This is a genomic window from Coleofasciculus sp. (genome assembly GCF_046565525.1).
Classification (GTDB): Bacteria; Cyanobacteriota; Cyanobacteriia; order Cyanobacteriales; family Coleofasciculaceae; genus Coleofasciculus.
In genome coordinates, this window is record NZ_JBKHUP010000003.1 from 18,094 (window position 1) to 36,189 (window position 18,096).

The 18,096-nt window shown below is 45.2% G+C and carries 17 protein-coding genes and 1 pseudogene; 8 read left to right on the plus strand and 10 right to left on the minus strand.

Annotated features, from left to right (window positions below):
* Positions 1-97: 97 nt before the first annotated feature.
* A complete protein-coding gene (gene ppsA / locus ACLGGO_RS01435) occupies positions 98-2,599 on the minus strand; it encodes a phosphoenolpyruvate synthase (protein WP_446337196.1) in 2,502 nt (833 codons plus the stop codon).
* Positions 2,600-3,662: 1,063 nt separating this feature from the next.
* Here ppsA and ACLGGO_RS01440 point away from each other — a divergent pair.
* The 8 genes from ACLGGO_RS01440 (at position 3,663) to aroF (ending at position 10,526) form a co-directional block, all read left to right on the plus strand.
* Positions 3,663-4,217: a peroxiredoxin gene (locus ACLGGO_RS01440; protein ID WP_446337195.1), complete on the plus strand. Its 555-nt coding sequence runs from the start codon at positions 3,663-3,665 to the stop codon at positions 4,215-4,217.
* 286 nt (positions 4,218-4,503) lie between these two features.
* Positions 4,504-4,677 carry a heme-dependent oxidative N-demethylase subunit alpha family protein gene (locus tag ACLGGO_RS01445; RefSeq protein ID WP_446418013.1) on the plus strand — a complete coding sequence of 58 codons (174 nt, stop codon included), beginning with the start codon at positions 4,504-4,506 and terminating at the stop codon, positions 4,675-4,677.
* A gap of 54 nt (positions 4,678-4,731) precedes the next feature.
* Positions 4,732-5,331, plus strand: a complete 600-nt coding sequence (locus ACLGGO_RS01450; RefSeq protein WP_446418083.1) for an IS607 family transposase — start codon at positions 4,732-4,734, stop codon at positions 5,329-5,331.
* On the plus strand, positions 5,237-6,412 hold the full coding sequence (locus ACLGGO_RS01455) for an RNA-guided endonuclease InsQ/TnpB family protein (RefSeq protein WP_446418014.1): 1,176 nt from the start codon (positions 5,237-5,239) through the stop codon (positions 6,410-6,412). Before ACLGGO_RS01450 ends, ACLGGO_RS01455 begins: the two co-directional genes overlap by 95 nt.
* Positions 6,413-7,126, plus strand: a complete 714-nt coding sequence (locus ACLGGO_RS01460; RefSeq protein ID WP_446418015.1) for a heme-dependent oxidative N-demethylase family protein — start codon at positions 6,413-6,415, stop codon at positions 7,124-7,126.
* 169 nt (positions 7,127-7,295) lie between these two features.
* Positions 7,296-8,462 (plus strand): ribonuclease III, encoded by a 1,167-nt coding sequence (gene rnc, locus ACLGGO_RS01465; protein ID WP_446418016.1) that lies wholly within the window; start codon positions 7,296-7,298, stop codon positions 8,460-8,462.
* A gap of 26 nt (positions 8,463-8,488) precedes the next feature.
* On the plus strand, positions 8,489-8,653 hold the full coding sequence (locus ACLGGO_RS01470) for a hypothetical protein (protein WP_446337192.1): 165 nt from the start codon (positions 8,489-8,491) through the stop codon (positions 8,651-8,653).
* 1,030 nt (positions 8,654-9,683) lie between these two features.
* Entirely contained in the window at positions 9,684-10,526 is an 843-nt protein-coding gene (gene aroF / locus ACLGGO_RS01475) for a 3-deoxy-7-phosphoheptulonate synthase (RefSeq protein WP_446337282.1), read from the plus strand.
* A 460-nt stretch (positions 10,527-10,986) separates the two neighbouring features.
* Here the strand turns inward: aroF and ACLGGO_RS01480 are convergent, their stop codons facing one another.
* From ACLGGO_RS01480 to ACLGGO_RS01520, 9 genes and pseudogenes are all read right to left on the minus strand, one after another.
* Positions 10,987-11,232: a hypothetical protein gene (locus ACLGGO_RS01480; RefSeq protein ID WP_446418017.1), complete on the minus strand. Its 246-nt coding sequence runs from the start codon at positions 11,230-11,232 to the stop codon at positions 10,987-10,989.
* 233 nt (positions 11,233-11,465) lie between these two features.
* Complete coding sequence (locus ACLGGO_RS01485) at positions 11,466-12,776, minus strand: Glu/Leu/Phe/Val family dehydrogenase (protein ID WP_446418018.1); 1,311 nt, start codon at positions 12,774-12,776, stop codon at positions 11,466-11,468.
* Positions 12,777-12,959: 183 nt separating this feature from the next.
* Positions 12,960-13,967, minus strand: coding sequence for an RNA-guided endonuclease InsQ/TnpB family protein (locus ACLGGO_RS01490; RefSeq protein WP_446418084.1), 1,008 nt, complete (start codon positions 13,965-13,967; stop codon positions 12,960-12,962).
* A 138-nt stretch (positions 13,968-14,105) separates the two neighbouring features.
* Positions 14,106-14,192: pseudogene (locus ACLGGO_RS01495) on the minus strand (RRXRR domain-containing protein); the annotation flags it as partial.
* 275 nt (positions 14,193-14,467) lie between these two features.
* Positions 14,468-15,514, minus strand: coding sequence for an RNA-guided endonuclease IscB (gene iscB / locus ACLGGO_RS01500; protein WP_446418019.1), 1,047 nt, complete (start codon positions 15,512-15,514; stop codon positions 14,468-14,470).
* 373 nt (positions 15,515-15,887) lie between these two features.
* Complete coding sequence (locus ACLGGO_RS01505; RefSeq protein ID WP_446418020.1) at positions 15,888-16,247, minus strand: hypothetical protein; 360 nt, start codon at positions 16,245-16,247, stop codon at positions 15,888-15,890.
* 205 nt (positions 16,248-16,452) lie between these two features.
* Complete coding sequence (locus tag ACLGGO_RS01510; RefSeq protein ID WP_446418021.1) at positions 16,453-17,001, minus strand: SGNH/GDSL hydrolase family protein; 549 nt, start codon at positions 16,999-17,001, stop codon at positions 16,453-16,455.
* Positions 17,002-17,358: 357 nt separating this feature from the next.
* Entirely contained in the window at positions 17,359-17,529 is a 171-nt protein-coding gene (locus tag ACLGGO_RS01515) for a hypothetical protein (protein ID WP_446418087.1), read from the minus strand.
* Positions 17,499-17,762 (minus strand): acyl-CoA thioesterase, encoded by a 264-nt coding sequence (locus ACLGGO_RS01520; RefSeq protein WP_446418022.1) that lies wholly within the window; start codon positions 17,760-17,762, stop codon positions 17,499-17,501. The genes ACLGGO_RS01515 and ACLGGO_RS01520 overlap by 31 nt, the downstream gene beginning before the upstream one ends.
* Positions 17,763-18,096 lie beyond the last annotated feature (334 nt).

The window sequence follows — 18,096 nt, forward strand, 5'->3', positions numbered from 1 at the left end:
GTGATAAAAGAGCGATCGCACCCCCCACAGAAAACATGCGATCGCTCTTACCCAAGTCTACGCCCCATCAGGAACGCAGACTCTAGACACTCAAGACTTAGCCTTGTTGCGCTTCAACTTCAGCCACCATCAACAGTGTCTTCATCACAGAGTCAGGGTTCAAACTCATCGAGTCAATACCCAACTCAACCAAGAACTTGGCAAACTCAGGATAGTCACTCGGCGCTTGACCGCAGATACCAATCTTGCGACCATTCTTCTTGGCTTTCTCAATCACCATCCGTACCATTTCCTTAACCCCGTCGTTGCGCTCATCAAAGATGTGAGCCACCAAGGCAGAGTCACGGTCTAAACCTAAGGTTAACTGAGTTAGGTCATTGGAACCAATGGAGAACCCATCAAACACTTCACTGAACTGATCCGCCAAGATCACGTTGCTGGGAATCTCGCACATTACATAGACTTGCAGTCCATTTTCGCCCCGCTTCAAGCCGTATTTCTCCATTTCTGTCAGCACCTTGCGCCCTTCCTCAGGGGTACGGCAGAAGGGAATCATGGGGATTACGTTAGTTAAGCCCATGTCATCCCGAACTCGCTTGATGGCTTGACACTCTAAGCCGTAGGCTTCGGCATAGTTTTCATCGTAGTAACGAGACGCACCACGCCAGCCAATCATCGGGTTTTCTTCCTTCGGCTCAAACTGCTGACCGCCGAGGAGGTTGGCATATTCATTACTCTTGAAGTCGGACATCCGTAACACAACTGGTTTGGGATAGAATGCCGCCGCAATCATCGCCACACCCCGCGCCAACTTGTCTACGAAGAAGTCAGCCTTGCGTTCGTAGAGGTAGGTCATTTTGTAGATTTCCCGCTTGACGGTGGCATCTTCGAGCTTATCGAAGTTCAGCAGTGCCAAGGGGTGCACCTTAATATGATTAGCGATAATGAACTCTAAGCGGGCTAATCCCACGCCATCGCAGGGGATCGCCGCCAAACCAAAGGCTTCTTCTGGGTTCCCCACGTTCATCAAAATCTTGGTGCGGGTTGTGGGTAGGTTTTCCAGTTGGGTTTCTTGGACTTCAAAGGGTACAAGCCCTTCGTAAACCCGTCCTTCTTCCCCTTCGGAACAGGAAACGGTGACCTCTTGTCCACTCTTAAGTACACCTGTGGCATCACCACAACCGACAATCGCTGGGATGCCCATCTCACGAGCAATAATTGCCGCGTGGCAAGTCCGTCCACCTTGGTTGGTGACAATGGCTGATGCCCGCTTCATGATTGGTTCCCAGTCGGGGTCAGTCTTGTTGGTAACCAAGACTTCACCGGGTTCAAACTCATCAATCTTGTGGACATCCAGAATCACTTTGGCTTTGCCCTGACCAATCATTTCGCCAACGGCGCGACCGGTAACAGCCACCTCGGAGGTTCCTTTCAGCTGATAGCTCTTAAGGACGCTCTTTGACTTCTGGGATTGGACGGTTTCTGGACGAGCTTGGACGATGTACAAATCACCCGTTTCACCGTCTTTCGCCCACTCAATGTCCATAGGGGTGTAGACACCCCGGACTTCGGAGTAGTGGTCTTCAATAATACAACCCCAGCGAGCGAGTTGGAGAATTTCTTCGTCGTTGATGGCGTATTTGACTTGCTCAGGCTCTGACACGGATACGTTCTTGGTCAGTTTCGAACCACCGATGTCATAGATCATCTTGATTTCTTTGCTGCCCAAGCGCTTTTCGAGAATTGGGCGATACCCGTCCTTGAGCGTCGGTTTGAATACAAAGTATTCGTCGGGGTTGACAGCACCTTGAACAACGTTTTCACCCAAACCATAGGCGGCGGTGACTAGGGCGGCATTCTTGAAGCCCGTTTCTGTGTCGATGGAGAACATGACACCGGAAGAGGCTAAGTCAGAGCGCACCATTTTCTGCACCCCAACTGACAGGGCGACTTCAAAGTGATCAAACCCTTTGAGGGTGCGATAGGAGATGGCGCGGTCAGTGAAGATGGAGGCAAAGCAACGATGGCAAGCGTCTAAAACGTCCATGACACCGTAGACGTTCAGGTAAGTTTCTTGCTGACCTGCAAAGCTGGCATCAGGTAAGTCTTCAGCCGTAGCGGATGAACGGACGGCTACGTCAACAGCTTGGCTTTTCTCCTTGCACTCTTCTTGGTATTCCGGCTCAAACCGATCGCAAAATTCAGCGGTGACGCCATACCGTTCGCACAGCTTCAGGTAAGATTCTGCGATCGCGGTTCGCAGATCTTCCGGGAATGGTGTGTTGAGAATCAAAGACCGCGCTTGCTTACCCCGGACTCGCAAGTTACTCATATCCTCGACATCGAGGTCAGAAAACAGTTCGCGTAGCCTTTCTTCTAAACCTGCTTCCTTAACGAAGTAACGGTATGCATAAGCCGTCGTGGCAAATCCGGTGGGAACTCTGACGCCCTTAGCGGTCAGTTGTCGGATCATTTCACCCAGGGAGGCGTTTTTACCACCCACCAAGGGAACATCGACAATTCCTACCTCTTCAAACCACAGAATAAGAGCTTGCTCTTTGGACGATTGAGATGTTGTTGTTTCAGTAGCTGCAACCATTCAGTATTTCCTCCTACTTTTGGTTTCAGGTTCAGTTTACCGAGAGTCAGCCTGGAAAATTACTTTAGGTAATCTTTTCTTTAGGATCGGCTGTTTTTTATAGAACCATACTTCACAATCAAATTCGTAGTAATTTACACATTTAGTAGTAATTTACACATTTATCTTGTGGGAAGTCTGGTTACAGTCATGTTCATCGCTAATCTAGGCATCAACTCAACTTGAGAGTTTAAGCCGTCAGCTAGACTATCATTCCTTATCCCTATAGTCTGGATAGATTTAATTGATGTTTATCTTCATCAATTTTTTAGATTTTGACTTAGGGAGTAGATATATCAAACCCAGCCTTGTCGCGCTTGGGCGAGTTTGTAGCGTTGAAAAGTTACAGCGTTCTCCTTGAAGAATTGTTTAGCTAAAGGAGACTAGAAAAGTCGGAAACAGTCCTTTCTTTCAGAACACTTCTACCATAGCAGACTATCAAAAAATAGACAAGCCGTAACAGCTAATCTAAAAAAATAAAGCCACTATCTATATGGATATTAGCAACAATAATATTGTTTATTTGGGTTGGTAACGCGAATGATAGCTCTGGTTGTTATACGTCATTAGTTTAGATGTCTTACATTTTTCAATGATCCCCAGCTAGATGCGTCAAACCTTGTCTATTTATCGATCCATTTTGTGTTTATTTAGACAAACTTATTATAATTAAGATAGAGAATTTATACGTTTAATAGAGCGCGATCGACACGAATCTTTTTTTGAACATCCATAATTCCCCTTCCCCTATCCATCGGACTCATCCTCATAAAAATCCTTCGTTGTGGGAAACCCTGTGTCTTTAGACCGGGGTTGCTTACACCAGCAAATATGTTCAGGAGCGTGTCTATATGAATTTTCCTGACACCCCCTGCACCCAGACATGCCTCTCCGGCTGACTTACAAAGGGAGCTTTACCTCCGACTGACTCTTACCTTGCTAGACATGATAGCGCAATCACAGATTCTGACAAGATCTAAATTAGGATTGTAAACTTATGTAAAACAAACACGCTGTATCGATCATGATTTCTCGTCGCACCCTGGTGAACATTCTCTTGGCAAGTTGTCTAGCTTGCTTAACTTGGTTACACGTCACTCCCGCCGCTTATGCTCTCGGCGGTAAACAACCGCCACTAAATGAGCCTGCACCAGAGTTTACGCTACCGACTAATAGTGGGGATGGGGAGGTATCGCTCTCCGATTACCGGGGGAAATGGGTGGTTCTGTACTTTTATCCCAAGGATTTTACCTCAGGTTGCACTCTAGAGGCTCGTCGCTTTCAGCAAGATTTGCCTGAATATATAGAGAGAAATGCCCAAATTTTGGGAGTGAGTGCAGATGATGTAGACTCCCATGCCGATTTTTGTGACTCAGAGGGGTTGAAATTCCCCCTTTTGGCAGATACAGATGGGTCAGTGAGTAAGGCGTATGGCTCTTGGATGGGGTTTGTCTCCCTACGCCATACCTATATCATTGATCCTGATGGCATCTTACGGGAGACATTTCTCGGCGTTCGACCGGCGATTCATAGTACAGAAGTACTGGCACGGTTGGATGAGTTGCGCTCGGTGACCTAAGCCTCATCCACTATCAGAAGGAACCTGTAGGGGCGACCCGCTTGCATTGGTGTCAACTTAAGCGCCAACAGCAGGGGGAGCAGGGGGAGCAAGAGGAGGCGATTGAAATCGCTGCTATACAAACAAAGTCCGCCTGCGCGGACTGGGTTATAACTGGGGTAGCGTTCCCCGGATTTGGTATCACACTTCTAGTCCATTCAATTGGATCGGGTCGCCCATTACTCAACCCATTCGGCTTTCTCAACGACCCATGATCCGCCAACCCTTTGCAGAAGGAAAATGACAAATGAGAATGAGTCTCAAAGCCCTTGCTCCCCAGGATTGGATTGAAATTGATGATCAGTTTGTCAAGTATTTGTTACAAAAAGATACTCTGCTCAAGTCTCGACATTCAGAGGTATTTGCTAGTCTCCCCGGAACCGAAGCCAGTCAGAAAGAGGTTGACTTAATCTTTAATTAACCGGACATATCCGGGTATAGTGGTACAATGCTCCCAAGAATTGAGGATACCACTATTGTCAAATACGTCACCCCAAGGGAAGCAGCCGAAATCCTTGGGGTCAATGAGCGGACACTCAGGCGCTGGCATGAACAAGGGAAAATCGAAGCAATCTGGACCCAAGGGAAGCAGCGCCGATACAACGTCGAAAGCTATACAGCTAGAGCTAAATCTGGCTTGGACACCCGAATCAACATCCTCTACGCCAGAGTCAGTTCTCGCGCTCAAAAGCCCGCTCTCGACCGACAAGTCGAATATCTCGTCTCCAGATACCCAGACGGAGAAGTTGTCTCAGAAATTGGAGGAGGGCTTAACTTCAAACGCAAAAAGATGCTTGCCGTATTGGGACGAGTCATGTCAGGAGATGTCAAACGCCTTGTGGTTGCTCACAAAGACCGATTGGCGAGATTCGGATTTGACTTGTTTAGATGGCTCTGTGAACAAAACGGGTGTGAACTCGTGGTTCTCAATGAGTCAAGTCTCTCTCCTTGCGAGGAGATGGTTGAAGACATCCTCGCCATTGTTCACTGCTTCAGTTCAAGGCTTTACGGACTCCGCAAATACAAGACTCAGATCTCGGAAGATCCAGATTTACCCAAGCGTCGAACTCAATAAAGTTTGGCGTAAATGGTTAGCGGCTTGTCGATACTGTTTCAACCAAGCTATTGCTTATCAACGACAAAATAAAAGAGTTGGGAAGTTAAAGCTGAGAAATATTGTCATGCAATCCGATTTGCCAGGATGGGTCAAAGAAACCCCTTGCCATATCCGACAAAATGCCATATTCGATGCTCATAGAGCCGACAATGCAAGTGTTAATGCTAAATTTAGAAGCTGCCGGGACTTCCAGCAAATAATTAAGTTTAACGATAGTAACTTTAGTTCAGGGTGTTGGTATCCTCGCCTTACCAAAGGGTTAGAGTTTATCGCCTCTGAACCATTGCCTCAAGCTTGCTCAAATGCCACGCAACTTACATTTTCTAAGGGGAGATGGTTCGCCATTATCCCAGAAGAAGTGAAAGTTAATAGACAAGATAAAGATGGCGTTATTGCATTAGATCCAGGGGTCAGAACGTTTCTGACAGGGTTTGATGGGTCGAGGTTTGTTGAGCTGGGTCGGGGTGACATCGGGCGTATTACTAGATTGTGCCAACACCTCGACAATCTTTACAGTCGGATGAGTAAAGCGGGAAGAAAGCAGAGGCGAAGAATGCGCCAAGCCGCTAATCGAATGAGGGCTAAAATTCGCCACCTCATCGATGAGGCACACAAGCAGATTGTCGGCTATCTAACTAATAATTACCGAGTCATATTTCTGCCGACTTTTGAGACTTCCCAAATGGTTGCCAAAGCAAGCAGAAAGATTCGGTCAAAAACAGTTAGGTCGATGTTGACTTGGGCGCATTACCGTTTTGAGCTATTCCTCAACCAAAAAGCTGAGATGACCAACACGATTGTCATTACAGGTTCAGAAGCCTACACTTCCAAAACTTGTACTAAGTGTGGTCATATTCATCAAACGTTGGGAGGCTCTAAGGTTTTCAAATGCCCATCTTGCGGTCATGTTTTGCCGCGAGACATGAATGGCGCTTTGGGCTTTATGCTCAAAGCTTTGCGGGATACCGCCTTCACCATCAATTCAGATGGTGTTGCTATCGCTGCATTGTCCGGGAATTTCCCGTATTGTGTCGCGTAAATGTATCAGGTTCTAGATTTACTGCTGGATCATCTGCTGAAGCGCTTTCCCCAGCATTATCGACGCCATGATCAAACTATTGAGGCGATCGCAACAAATCAAGTTTGGTATATTCCTGACTTTGAGTCAGCACCTCTGGATTTAGCTGGGCGTCTGGTACAGGAGGATTTATTATTGATGGATCGATCGCGTCAAGGATATCGTTTAGTCGCGGCTTCTCTCTGTTTTCCTTTACGTTGGCGACTGCGAGAAAAGTTGGGGTGTCCCCTGACTCAAATCCACGCCCCGGTTCCCGGATATTCTGAAAAACTGGCGCATTCTGTGGATAGTGTGTTCAATCGCCTCAAATCTAGTCATCCGGTTTGGCGATTAAACTGGAGTATTGTTGAGTCCCCCGAACTATTTTTCCCTCCAGAGAACGCAAAACCCGGTTGGGAGACAACGATAAATTGCCAAAACGCTGGGGATAAGCTGTTTTTGAGACTTGAACGTCAGACATTAAGACGCTTAACCGGGAGTGGTGACATACTGTTTACCGTGCGTACTTATGTACATCCTTTGCGAGTGCTTGAAGATAATCCCCAGATGGCTCATAATTTAAGGGAAACTATCCAGCAAATGCCCCTTGAGATGCAGAATTATAAAAACTTACTGCCAATTCAGGAAGTGCTTTTGGGGTATCTTGAGTATATAGCTAGTTTCAAGCCTTTGTAAAATAGCAGCCTTGGTTGGACAAGTTTTTCAAATACTTTTACGTTCACACACAATTTATTGAAAACAGCCATATTACTAAATGATTTAATGTTCAAAAACTAAAAATAAATAATTCTTAATCTAGTAAATTAGTTTAATGTTTCATTGTTGTAAAATTTAATATATCAGTATGGCGAAAAAAAATAACACTTTAAAAAGCAGTACGATAAATAATTCATCTCCTCTAGTATCACTTTATTGGGATTGCCAAAATGTTAAAGTCAGCCAAGAGAGAGCCGAGTTTTTGCAAGCATTTGCCAACGAACAAGGTGATGTAATTTGTCAAAAAGCATATTCCAATTGGCAGCGAGAAAATAAAGACTATGCCAAATTTTTAAGTGGTATTGGTTTTAAAAGAATTAATGTTCCCTCCTTCACCAGGAACAGCGTAGACAATCAACTAATAGTTGATTGTATTGAAGAAGCCTATAGTAATGCCTCAGCTAATATCTTCATTATCGTATCAGGAGATGGTGACTTTACCAGTCTAGGTCATGTCTTAAAAAATAAAGGGAAGAAAGTCATAATTTTCGCTCAACAAGGTGGGGTTAGTCAGAGTCTAATTGATATTGCTGATGAATCCCACATCATAGAAAGATTAGATGAAATATCCAAACTTCCTTCCTTCCGCGACCCTTCTCTTCTCAATCGTGCCCTCACCCACCGTTCATACATTAACGAAAACCCTAGTGCAGGTGAAGACAACGAACGTTTAGAGTTTCTCGGTGATGCCGTACTAAATTTTATTAGTGGTGCGTTTCTCTATAATTATGATCCAGCGATGAAGATGAGCGAATCTCAACTTACACGTCTGCGAGCTAAATTAGTTGAAGAGCAACAGTTAGCAATATTTGCAAAAGAACTAGATTTATCTAAAAAAATGAGGTTAGGTCATGGTGCTATAAAAGAAGGAGGACGCAGAAATCCGTCTTTGCTCAGTGATACGTTTGAAGCCGTTGTTGGTGCTTACTTTCTCGATTCAGGTATTGAGGCAGTTATCACTTTTATTAAACCTTTGTTAAGTTCTGCAATTAGAGACCTCTGTTCCACTGAAACAACTCTAGATAATAGTATTCTCGTGGACTCCAAGGGTCGATTTCAGCAGTGGGCATTAGAAAAGTTCGTCCAGAATCCCGAATATTTTATTATCGATGAGTCGGGACTAGATCATGCTAAGGAATTCACTGCTGAAGTGCGCGTAAATGGTAAAGTTTACGGTGTCGGAAAAGGTCGCCGTAAACAAGATGCTGAAAAACTTGCAGCCGAAGCAGCACTTAAAAAAGTTGGAGTGGGATAAATCTGCGTGACCCACAGGATAGTGGCGTGGCACAGCTAAAATGGGAGATTAGCATTACATCCAGAAATTTATCAAATGGTTTTGGCAAGGAAGTCCTCAACCCCAACAAAATCTACGACACCCACCTGATCGGGATTATTGGGATTATCGGGATTTTCGCGGTTGTAGGGGCGAGTCGCTGCATATCGTAGGTGGTGTGAGAATTAAGGTATATCGACTCGCCCTTGTCCAAATGCGGTGTCAGATAGTTTCCGCTATCTAATACGGGGTTCCCCTGATCAAATGAAGGGTTGGGTGATGTTAATTGAATGCGGCGGGTCGCCTCTACCATTGTGTTTGGGTACACCGTGTAGTGCGATATATATATGAGTTGGGTTACTCTTCGAGAAGGCTCCTCGCCTACGTCCCTCAACCCAACCTACATCTTGCCTCCACACCTGTGGAAAACGGAAACTTTATTTAGATTGGGTATTGACTTAGGCACAACAGCTTGCTATCGTGTCCAGTAATAGGCATCTCGTTAAAGTTTCATAGAAAGTCCTCAGCTATGCTCAACTACAACAACTACTTTTATTTTTGGTTTAGGGAGGTTCACCGGAGGTGAGTAGAGTTCCTCATGGAACCCCCCGGTGGACCGCAGAGCGAAAGCTGCGGTCTTTTTGTTTTTTAAGGAGTATCTGGTAAGCAACCCCGGTCTAAAGACGCGGAGCAAAAGCCAAGCAAGTTGAAGCTGTGCTTACCAGCCTAAGTCTTAATTGACTACGTTATCGGCAAGTGTTTAAGACCTACCAGTGGATGCGTAGCTAGTCTGCTGCTCTAGAACCGAAAAGTTAAACAGTTTTAAGGTCACTGAAACAGTGCTTTTTGGATAGTTACCGACCGATAACATTGGCGAAGCTAACTTTACCCGAAAGGAGATTGAGGCAACCATACCTCATTGGAGGGGCAACCATACCCCTCCACCCCGAAAGGGGAATTCAATATTAGAGGCGGTTAAAACCGCTACCGCGCGTTCATCCCCGGTCTGAAGACACGGGGTTTCCCACAACGGAGGCGTTCTGATGACAACCTACCTGAGTAACTCGTTTACCTTATTTTACTTTTTTTGGTTCGGAAGTGGTTCCGGGTAGGTGATGCTGCGTTTAAATTTTGTCAGAACCCGGAACCCGCAAGGAACCGGGTTTTTTTGTTGTCCACTGATTGTATAAAGGAATTCGTCTGATGTTGAATGCTACACTTGCCACTCAATCCGATCGCCCAACTCTGGTTCATCTGTCGAATAGTATCACCTTCGGGGGTGAGGAACTGGTGATTATAGCCGGTCCTTGTACGGTTGAGAGTCAATCGCAGATGGAAACGGTTGCGACTCAATTGCAACGCGCCCCAGTTCAAGGGTTACGCGGCGGTGCTTTCAAACCCCGTACTTCTCCTTACTCGTTCCAAGGATTAGGGATAGAGGGACTAGAGATATTATCTCAGGTGCGATCGCGTCATCAAATTCCTGTGGTGACGGAAGTCATGTCCATTTCCCAAATCGATTTAGTGGCTGCCCATGCTGATATGCTTCAAGTGGGTAGTCGTAATATGCAAAACTTTGATTTACTCAAAGCCTTGGGTGAAGTTAATAAACCGATTCTGCTGAAGCGGGGACTAGCGGCGACTCTAGAAGAATTCGTCATGGCAGCTGAATATATTCTCAGTCATGGGAATTCTCAGGTGGTGCTGTGTGAACGCGGGATTCGTAGTTTCGATACCTATACCCGGAATGTTTTGGATTTAGGGGCAGTTGTGGCACTCAAGCAGATGACCTCATTACCTGTGATTGTAGATCCTTCCCATGCGACGGGCAAACGGGAATTAATTCCCGCCTTAGCGAAAGCGGCTGTCGCAGTGGGTGCGGATGGATTAATCATTGAGTGTCATCCAGAACCGGAAAAATCCGTATCTGATGCCCGTCAAGCGTTATCGTTAGATGATATGGTGCAGTTGGTTCACAACTTACACCCCGTCGCCGCCGCCGTCGGGCGAAAAATTCCAGCCAGTTTAGCTGCTGTGTCAGCTTGATCCGTAATTTTCGCGATCGCGCAAACCAAACAGGGATCTAATTTTTTAGTTGAGTTTTCGGCTAATGCGATCTTCTCATCCCGGAACCCGTTCCGGGATGTTGTCATTTTGTCACCCCTTCAGGCTGGATTCGCTAAACTGCTTTCCGCACAAGGAGTATAACTATTCCCATAACTAGAAAACCAACTCCCCACCAAAGAGAGTTGCCAGGGAAACTCTTGAGCAAGAGGGTTACGATTCCCGAAGTAAAAAGCGACCACCCTATCGTTGTTCTATATTGCATAAATTATAGCTAAGCCTCAAAGATTTAATGAACAGGGATGTACCCTGAGATACTGCTTAGGATAGTCTGGAAATCAGATGACAACCTCCATCAATAGAGATAGAGGGATTGCAACTGCTTCTTTTATTTGACTGTTATATCCACTTGAATTGCCTATCCAGACTAGAACTGCTGCAATTAGCTTTTTTCTCTCAGATTTGACTCAAACACAGCATTCGTCAAGTCAGCACCTCTAAAGCATGTCCCGGAAAAATCTCTAATTTCTCGAACGGCGAGGATCAGGGAGTGCATCGTCAGCCAGAGAAAACTCACCGATAAACAACTCCAGACAACTCCCAAACTTAGCTTTTGCCCACTTAAAAACGCGATCGCACTCGTTCCCACCAGAAACGCAAACCCATACCCCGCTAGAGTTCCCGCCACTGTTATCGCAATGGCGACTAACCGACTTGTGAGTTTGAAACTGACAATCGCTGTGATATTCCTCCCAACACCGCCCCGAAAATGGCAATTTGAGGATTGTTGTCACTCATGCTTCCAGCATAGTGGTCAGTGAACAGTAAACAGTGAACAGTGATCGATAACTGATAACTGATAACTGATAACTGATAACTGATAACTGATAACTGATAACTGATAACTGATAACTACCTGAATTACCGGGAATTCACGACAGGAATGTGACCATTGATATAGTAGTTTCGGGTTCCTTTAGCATTAAGAGCTTCCCCTAACCGATTCAACGCATGAACGTAAGCGGCGGTTCGTAGGGAAACAGCTAACTCCTTAGAAATTGACCAGATCTGTTGGCTTTCCTCCACAATTTTCTGTTTCAGATGCTCATTCACTTTTGCCAATGTCCAATAGAGTCCACTGCGGTTCTGCACCCATTCAAAATAGCTCACCGTCACCCCTCCCGCATTGACTAAAATATCGGGAAAGACGAGAATTCCTTTGCTATCTAAAACTTTATCGGCTTCGGAGGTAATTGGACCATTTGCCACTTCAAAGATATATCGGGCGCGGATATCATTGACATTATCCAGGGTAATTTGATTCTCCAACGCGGCGGGAATGAGAATGTCTACATCTAAGGCTAAGAGTTCCGCATTGGTTAACTGTTCATGTTCCACAATATTGCAAACGGTGTCTTGACAGTAAACCGCTTGCAGGCTTTGACTTGAGGTTTTATACTGACGAATGCTGGGAATATCTAAGCCTTTTTTGGCATAAATTCCGCCTTGAGAATCACTGATGGCGACAACTTTATACCCGGCTTTTGCCAACAATTCTGCCAATACCGCCCCGGCTTTACCAAATCCCTGAATCGCGATTGTGGTATATTGGGGAGTCAGATCCAGTTTAGGCGCTATGGATTCAATCACAAAGTAAGCCCCAGCCGCGGTTGCGCCGTCGCGTCCCACACTTCCACCCATGGTGATGGGTTTACCGGTGACGACACCAGGACTAATTTGACGGCGGATGATACTATATTGATCCATCATCCACCCCATAATCATGGCGTTGGTGTAAACGTCAGGGGCGAGAATATCAACATCGGGTCCGATAAAATCTGCGATCGCGTCAATGTAACCGCGACTGAGGCGTTCGAGTTCTAGTTTGGATAAGGCTTTGGGATTTACTGTCACTCCCCCTTTAGCACCACCGAAGGGTAGATTTAAGACGGCACATTTAAACGTCATCCAAAAGGCGAGGGATTGAACTTCATCCAGGGAAACGTTGGGATGATAGCGTACACCACCTTTTCCGGGTCCCCTGGTGTCATCATATCGCACCCGATACCCTTGTACCATTTGTAATGAGCCATCATCCATGCGAACCGGGATGGACACACTAAGGCTCATTTTGGGATGCTTTAAGCGTGCGATCGCATCCTCAGAAATTAAGACATGTTTCATCGCGGCTTGCAATCTGGTGCCAGCATCGGCTAATAATGAATCAGACATTCCATTGTTCCTCCTATTGGACTATTGGATTGACGACGCGAGAGAATTTCACAGCAAGGCAAATCCCCCCTGGGGTTGGGTTGAACTGGGGAACTCAATCACCAGCGTTAGCCTCAGCATTGCTGGCTTGACGATTCAACTACCCCAACTTACTCAGCTTCGCCTTGAGGCGTCGCTTCGCGCTCAGTTGGGGATTGCATCTGTCGTCCACCGCAACTGCAAGTACCTGGAGAGGCGCTCACCTTTGGTTTCATCCGACGACGCATCAGGGACGGCTGAAAAACGCCCCGTACTCTCCCAGTCTTGCCGAGAGAGCAACACTCTAAGCGCAACATTCCTGGCACCAACTAAATCAGCATGGAGAGTATATCCACACGGCTGACACACAAACGTTAGACCCTTTTGAGGTCTATTTTCTTTAGATGTGTGACCGCAGCACGGACAAGCCTGAGAAGTGTAATGAGCATCTACTTTTACAGCCAAACTACCAGACAACACAGCCTTATGTCTCACCTGTTTGCCACTGAAAAACTGAGTCTTATTCCGAGTGTCTGCTGCAACGGCAATATAACGTTGTCCAACATCCACGCCCATGACTCTATTGATATCGGTTGGTGTTAGCTCTGGTACTTCTACCTCCATGCTCACCAACAAGTAGTAAGTTTTGGTGGCGCGTAAGTACCAAAGCTTTGCTGCCCCGATTTTAGCTACTCCAGACTTAATCATTTCAAGGTGCTTGGAGTAGCCATGATAATTTACCTTGAGCCGACCATTTAAAGTGATGACACTCACTTTTTGGTCTTTAACAAATGAGTAGTCGCGTTGGTAATTTAATGTGCAGGTACGAGAAACATACTTGGGTGGTTTATCCAATCCCTTGTATCGTTTCTTGGTACGACCCGCCTTAATTGCCTCCTCGTTTTGTTTAAGTTTTGTCCGTAATGACTTGTAGGTTGCCCCAACTTGACGAGGAACATTGCAAGCCATTTGCGAAGAAAGCTTAAATTGCTCTCGCAGGGTGTAGTAAACTTCCTTCTGGATCTTGGTGCCGTTGTAGGTTTTGCCCATCTCAGAAGCCACACCGGACGTGTAATTCAGTGCATCCCTATATGCCAAAGAAATCACCCGAAGCTGTTCTTTTTGCTCCTGGGTGACTTCTAGTTTTAATTTGGCGGTTAGAGTTTGCTGCATGATTACTTCACGAGATAGCTTCATATTAGCATCTTCTTGGATGCCTCCGTCCCTCCCTTTCCCGCCATTCCTCCCCACCCTAAGCGTCGTGAGCTGGACGCTCACTTGCTTTGAGGATGGGGAAGAATGGCGATTTCAGGTCAACGGATAACGGCGAAACACTGAGGCTCTACCTGAGACAAGCAAGCGTCTTGCTCGTGCTGGGTGAGTGGGGTTGTTGTCCATTACTGTCCACTGTTCGACGGATAGCGCTTACAGATGAACAAAGCAGCGTTTTAATCTCTCCTTTTTCGAGGAAAGATTAAAGCCGATGGGATTTGTCCTTACTATGATTATTTCACGAGACTTGATTAAATTGTCAATAAAGTGTAGTTTTTGTTACTTTTTTAAGATAAAGTTAACATTTAGTCGGTTTGTAGTTGCGCTGTCGAAAGCTGGTATATAGCTCTGACTTATAATATCAGCGCGATCGCTATTCCTCTAATCGCTAATTCACTCTCTCATTTCTGGAATGTATGGACATAAGCATAACCATCTGTTTTCCAGATTGACTCAAAATACTTCCAGTTGATGCTTTGCAGTTTTCCTTTGACTGTAGTCAAGTCAAAGACCCGATAAGCTCTCACTGTCACTCGCCCAATGTGCGTTCCTTGATTTTTCCCGGTGGGGACAATGGCGCGAACAATATCACCTGTCTTAAATCCATGAAACTCTTTGGTGCGAGTTCTAACGCTATGACTGCCATCTTTTTTTCGGCGTGGGAAACCAAATTTATTGATTTGTGCCATTTTCCGATGCCCATGTCCCGTTGCCTTGATTACCAAAGGATTAATGTTGCGAGTTATTAAATTCTCTGGGGTTGATTGTCCTACGCTTGCAGCATCCAGCCAATGGGTTTTCGGTAAACCTAGGCGGGTACGATTAAACTTTGTCCTGCCACCTGTCCCCGTTTCAACAGGCAAACCCGTAGCCCTTAGCTGTTCTTGCAACGCCCATCGGGTAGAGTTGACGGCAGCAGTATCCTTAAGGGGACGTTTGGCTTGAGCTAATATTCGTTGGAGAACATCCGGTTTCTTTTTGAGAAACTGCTCTACAGATTGGGTTCCTTTTTTCAGGTTACATGACTCACAAGCTAGACATAAATTAGAGATTCGATTGCTGCCTCCTTTGGATTTGGGGTAGATATGTTCAATCTGTAAGGGAACACCGGAAACTCCACAGTAAGCACACTTGCGGTTCCATTTGTCCAATAGATACTCCCGGACTTCGTAACCAAAAAGTTCTCCTTGCTGATACTCAATACCAGGTTCAGCCGCAAATGCGACTCGGTTTCCTTCTAAAATGGCTAGTCCAGTTACTCGGGAGCCCGGATCAATTTTTAGTCGATGTTCCGTAACAATGGGCTTTTTTACCTCCTGTTTCAAAATAATGGTGAAGGGATACCGTTTCCACACAGCCGCCCTACCAGAAGAAAGAAGCTTTCTGGCTTTAGCGGGATGACAACTGTTGAGCGGTTCCTGGTTTTGACTAATTACGAAAACTCGCATAATACGAAACTCCTATTGCTAGGGTAAATTGTGCCTCGTCAATGTTATTAAGGCTTGTTTAGCCTCGCGTCACTGGCTATACCTAAATCACCTGTTTAAACGAAAGACGGCTTTTAGACTATGAGCTGGCAAGCACTTATAGATTCCATGACCCTAATAACGTAGCGTTTGCTTAGACTGGCTATCCATCAATGGATTGATCGTGTTGTCCACGGTTGTCCAGTGTTAGGCGGATAGCACTCTGGCTGAAAATAGGTTGGAATCCCCCCTACTTCAAGGTTTGGCTCGATTGTATGGAAGTAGGGCGACTAAACAATGCTGCAAAGTCGCACGGTGAAACAGTGGCGATTTTTGGGCTGGGGGGAACTTCCGTTTAATCGTTGTTTGTTATTCCTTCAATCACCTCTTTCGCCTTTTCTAACACATTTTTATCCGGCTGAGATTCTTTATATTTTTCCATTTCCTCGTCGTAAAGTTTTTCCACCCCTTTTTTGGGATCTTTCGTTAGTGCTTCTGTCGCTTCCTCATACGCCTCTTCTTTCTCTTGCGGCGACGAGAATCCTAATTCAGTCTTTTCTGCTGTCGGTGGAGTCGTTAAGGGCGTATCAGAGGCGGCTAAAGCGGCTTGATGATTCACGAGCAATAAATTCCCTAGATTTATTAACGTGATTAAACTGAAAGCCCACAGCATTGTGCCAATCCGTCGCTGAAAAATGATCAAAAATTGTGGCATTGAAATCTCCTTTTCGGCGTCAACCCGAACTTGATTTGAAATATCAAATGATATCCTAGCTACTAACGACAGCCTTGGCTTCTGCCCGTAGATAGATCTACCCATTCTATAATCAAAGCCAATCCTCAAGGTGAGCAGGTCAGATTTGCTTTCTTGATCAATTGAGAGAGTCCCTACAGTAGCTAAACCTGTGCCGACAATTAACTTATGAATTATTAATACTGTTATCTATCAACCAAGTCGATAGCATCTTTGTCAACTCCTGATTAAGCGCTTTATACCCCCTGCGGTTGATGTGCAAAGTATCGTAAACGTATTGGCTTTGCACTTGCTGATTCTCATCCAGGAGCGAATAGGCATCTAAAATTAAGACATTTTTGGCTTTTAGTGAGTAGAGGTAAGCATTGACTTCTTTAACCGCTTGGGCGACATCAGGTGACCAAAAGGGTTGACGAATCAGCGGAACCGGACCAATGGGAAAAATGGTTGTTAATATCACAGTTGCATCACGGTTTAGTGAACGAGCGACAATCTGTTGAATATTAGCCTTGCAGTTGCTGATAATGGTGGCTTTTTGCTGAGGAAATAGTGGGATTGCTTTTAAGTCGTTAATTCCCACTTGGACAACGATAATATCGGTGTTTAAGGGTAAAATATGTTGCTCAAAACGTCCCAATACCTGAGTTGAGGTTTGATTGCCAATGCCGCGATTAATAAAAGAAAAGCCATTGAGCTTTGCTGGAGCAACCCACATAGCTGCTCGCGAATCCCCAAAGAAGACGACGGTTACTGGGGATGTAGTTAATGAACTATCGGGCAATGAATCGTTATTAAATGTTTGTAGTCCGAAGGGATCGAGATTGGTTTTATTTAGCTGTATGTAGTATGATTTTGCTTGAGAGAATAGAAAAATATTAATAACAAACGATAGAACCAATGCGACCAAAATTAATAAAAATATCAACTTAAATAAGCGCTTTCGTTTCTGCATTCCGGTAAAAATTTAAGATCCTGTAAATATATTTAAAGTTTAAATATAAAGTCAATTAAACTTTACTGAATAATCCAAAACTTTAGTCCTAGGCTTAAGCTTAAGTCAGTACCATTCAAATCAAGTCTTTGACAGCTTATTATCGGGCTGAATTTGCTCGAAACCCGTCAAAATTTCTTTAGGAATTCCCCGTGGGCGCATCGTAACTAAATCCACCCACACCCAGATTGCTTCGGCAATAACTAAGGGTTGCACTTGTGCTAATCGATGAATTTCATCTGCTGTAGCCAAGTGGTGATTTCTAGGGTATCATCTGCTATAGCTGGACGCAAATAGTCTATTTCAATTCGACGCATGACAAACACACCTCCCAGTTTTCGGCATTGTGCCAAAGAATAGCCCAGGAGTTGGGCGTGTTCCACGGCGGCTTGTTCGAGATAATTCTGGTAAACAGCATTGTTTACATGTCCGAGGACATCGATTTCGTAATGCCGCACCCGCAATTGCCTGGTATAGATTTGCATTGGCTTCACTGTGGTTGGGATTCTCAGGGTTGAGGATACACGCTTTGGTGAGTCCCCAGCTAAGGTAGCATACCGACGACTCTGGGATGGGTACGTCTATGACTGTCTCTATTTGCCCCGGCTAACACCACCGAGTATTTCAACAGTGTGTTTGATCGTTTATTATAGAAATTGAGCTGTTCTATTTTTTATGTTGCCATTAACCCGTAGAAATCATTAACAAACGAATGCTGAAGTGGGTAGCGGCAAAATATCTAAATGTCTAGAACATTGATAATCGCTTCTAGCCAGATTAGGCACAATCAAGAGACGGCTTGCCACTCTCAATGTTTGT